Raw genomic sequence first — 3,334 nt, forward strand, 5'->3', positions numbered from 1 at the left:
CCGCGATCTGCTGGGCGCGTAGTTTCGGCGAGGTCGTCGCTGTCGGTGTTGAGGGCACCAGCTCCTACGGTGCAGGGTTGACACAGGCATTGCAGATCAACGACATTCACGTCGTCGAGGTCAACCGTCCCGACCGCTCGGCGCGGCGCCGCCAAGGCAAGTCCGACCCTCTCGATGCTTATAGCGCTGCTCGTGCGGTGTTGGCCGGCCACGGCCTTGCCGTGCCCAAAGACTCCCGCACCGGGGCCCTCAAAGCGCTGCTGATCGCTCGTCGCGGCGCGATCAAAGCCCGCACCGCGGCTATCCAGCAGATCAAGGACCTGCTTGTGACCGCCCCGGCCGATCTTCGGGAACGCTACCGCCGTTACCCCACCACCCTGCGTCTGGTCGAAGCGCTGGCCGGCTGCCGCCCCCGCGCACACGAGGACCCCACAACGGTATCGGTGCTGATCGCCTGTAAAGCGCTCGCGCAACGCATCGGGTACCTCGAGCGCCAAGACCGTGAGCTGACCGCTGAGCTCGACGCCTTGACCGCCGCGCTCAACCCCGCTTTGCGGGCGGCCTACGGAGTGGGCCCCGACACCGCCGCCCAACTGCTCATCACAGCCGGAACCAACAGTCACCGACTACGCAGCGAAGCAGCGTTCGCCATGCTGACTGGGGTCGCACCGATCCCGGCCTCATCGGGAAAAACCACCCGGCATCGGCTGTCCCGCGGCGGAGACCGCGCCGCCAACAACGCCCTGCACCGCATCGCTTTGGTCCGCTGGTCTCACGACCGACGCACCCGCGACTACGTCGCCCGCCAACTGGCCGCTGGGCGCAGCAAGAACGACGTCCTACGTCTACTCAAACGGGCCATCGCACGCGAGATGTTCCGACACCTCACCGAGCCCTGCCCCATCGACGACTACAGCGACCTACGTCCAACCCGCCAAGCCCGCAACATCACATTGACCGCCGCGGCAGCACACTTCAACGTCTGGCCAATCACGATCTCCCGACTCGAACGCGGCCTCAAACGCGACGACACCCTCGCCACCAACTACCGCCAATGGCTAAACACACTGACCATAGACGCCGCTTGACCCATAACAGAGATAGGAGCATCAAGTCCGGAATTCGAAGCAGCATCTGACGCGTTGGTGATGACATGAGCGATCGACCCGTACTCGAACCCACCGCGGAGCACCCCATCACCGTCGAGCCGACCGGCAGACACGTCACCGTTCGAGTGAACGGCGAGATCGTCGCCGACACCGACCGCGCGCTGACGCTGCAGGAGTCGACATATTCGGCCGTGCAGTACATCCCGCGCGACGACATCGCCGAGGACAAACTCCGGCCCAGCGACACCCGGACGTACTGCCCCTTCAAGGGCGACGCCAGTTACTACCACCTCGTCACCGGTGACGGCGCCACGGTCGAAGACGCCATCTGGACCTACGAGAAGCCCTACCCGGCCGTCGGCGAGATCGCCGGCCACGTCGCCTTCTATCCGGACAAGGCCGAGATCGTCCTGGCCTCGGCATAGCCTTGGCCAATGCCCACCTCGGTCAGCGTCGTCTTCGACGGCCCGGTCAGCCCGTCGCTGACGCTGTCACCGCTGCGGCGCGGCCGCAAGGACCCGTGCTACTACGACGCTCCCGACGGCGCGATCTGGCGCACCAGCCTCATGCGCAGCGGCCCGGTCACCGCGCGGCTCACCAAGTCCGCACCCGACGCCGTTGACTGCGAGGCGTGGGGGCAGGGCGCCAGTGAGTTCGCCGAGACGCTGCCCGCTCTACTCGGCGCGTACGACGACAGCGTCGGCTTCGCGCCCACCGAACCGACGATCGCCGCCGCGCACCAACGCGTTCGGCATCTGCGGTTGGGCCGCACCGACCGGGTGCTCGAAGCGCTGATTCCCGCGGTGCTCGAACAACGCGTCTACGGCAAGGACGCCCGTCGTGCATGGCGGCTGCTCGTCACCAAGTACGGCGCCCCGGCGCCCGGACCGGCGCCGACCCACATGCGGGTGCCGCCGCCCGGTGAGGTCTGGCGTCGCATTCCGTCGTGGGAGTTCCACCGCGCCAACGTTGATCCGCGCCGGGCGCGCACCGTCGTCGTGTGCGCGCAGCGCGCCGACTCGTTGGAACGGCTGGCCGCCCGGTCGCCGGCCAGGGCCCGCGCCGCGATGGCCTCGCTTCCCGGGGTCGGTGAGTGGACGGCCGCGGAGACGAGCCAGCGCGCGTTCGGCGACGCCGACGCGCTCTCGGTCGGCGACTACCACCTGGCGAAGATGGTCGGGTGGAGCCTGCTCGGGCATCCCATCGACGATCCGGCGATGGTCGAATTGCTGGAACCGCTTCGACCCCACCGCCACCGCGCGGTCCGCCTCCTGGAAGTGAGCGGGTTGGCGGTGCTGCCGCGATTCGGACCGCGCATGGCGATCCCGAATCTGATCGAGATGTGACGCCCGCGACGGGCCTGATTACCTCCCCAGTGCAGCGGGTAGTCGAAGCGACGACATCTGAGCGTGCAAAGGAGCTTCAATGCCTAGATCCAATTACACAGTCCCCGGAATGACTGACAAAGACGCCACCAAGGTCGCTGAACTTCTGCAGAAGCAGCTGAGCCGGTACAACGACCTACACCTGACCCTCAAGCACATCCACTGGAATGTGGTGGGGCCGAACTTCATCGGCGTGCACGAGATGATCGACCCGCAGGTCGAGTTGGTGCGCGGCTATGCCGACGAGGTTGCCGAGCGCATCGCGACCCTTGGCTTCTCGCCGAAGGGCACGCCGGGCGCGATCATCGAGGACCGCAGCTGGGATGACTACTCACTTGATCGCGACACCGTGCAGGCGCACCTCGCCGCGCTCGACCTGGTCTACGACGGGATCATCGAGGACACGCGTCAGAACATCGAAGAGGCCGAGGACGCCGACCCGGTGACCGAGGACATCCTGATCGGCCACGCCGCCGAACTGGAGAAGTTCCAGTGGTTCGTCCGCGCACACCTGGAGAATGCCGGGGGCCAGTTGGCCAACGAGGGTGCGAAGACGGAGAAGTCCGCCGCCAGCCAGGCCAAGAAGAAGTCCCCGGTCAAGTAGCCGTTTCGGGCGGAGCTGACCGGCGCGCTGTGGCGTCGCGCTCGGCGCGGGCGGCGTCCCTGTCGAGCCGCTGCGCTTGGTAGATCGACACGTCGGTGCGCGACACCAACATGTAGGCGATCCCGACCGCGACCATCGCGCACGGGATCACCGAGAACGAGCCGGTCATCTCCGCCACCATGATCATCACGGCCAGCGGCGCGTGCGCGACGCTGCCGAAGCACGCCATCATGCCA

The 3,334-nt window shown here is 67.1% G+C and carries 5 protein-coding genes; 4 read left to right on the forward strand and 1 reads right to left on the reverse strand.

What is annotated here, in order from left to right:
* From A5698_RS19290 to A5698_RS19305, 4 genes are all read left to right on the forward strand, one after another.
* A partial coding sequence (locus A5698_RS19290) for a transposase (RefSeq protein WP_068294298.1) occupies positions 1-1,088 on the forward strand: 1,088 nt, incomplete at its 5' end.
* A gap of 65 nt (positions 1,089-1,153) precedes the next feature.
* Entirely contained in the window at positions 1,154-1,534 is a 381-nt protein-coding gene (locus A5698_RS19295; protein ID WP_068300128.1) for a DUF427 domain-containing protein, read from the forward strand.
* A 9-nt stretch (positions 1,535-1,543) separates the two neighbouring features.
* Entirely contained in the window at positions 1,544-2,455 is a 912-nt protein-coding gene (locus A5698_RS19300; RefSeq protein ID WP_068300130.1) for a DNA-3-methyladenine glycosylase family protein, read from the forward strand.
* A gap of 79 nt (positions 2,456-2,534) precedes the next feature.
* A complete protein-coding gene (locus A5698_RS19305; RefSeq protein ID WP_068300131.1) occupies positions 2,535-3,098 on the forward strand; it encodes a Dps family protein in 564 nt (187 codons plus the stop codon).
* Here A5698_RS19305 and A5698_RS19310 read toward each other — a convergent pair.
* The coding region (locus A5698_RS19310; RefSeq protein WP_197506834.1) for a chloride channel protein at positions 3,091-3,334 on the reverse strand (244 nt) is incomplete at its 5' end. The two genes, A5698_RS19305 and A5698_RS19310, sit on opposite strands and share 8 nt — an antisense overlap.

It is taken from the genome of Mycobacterium sp. E136, assembly GCF_001666865.1.
GTDB lineage: Bacteria > Actinomycetota > Actinomycetes > Mycobacteriales > Mycobacteriaceae > Mycobacterium.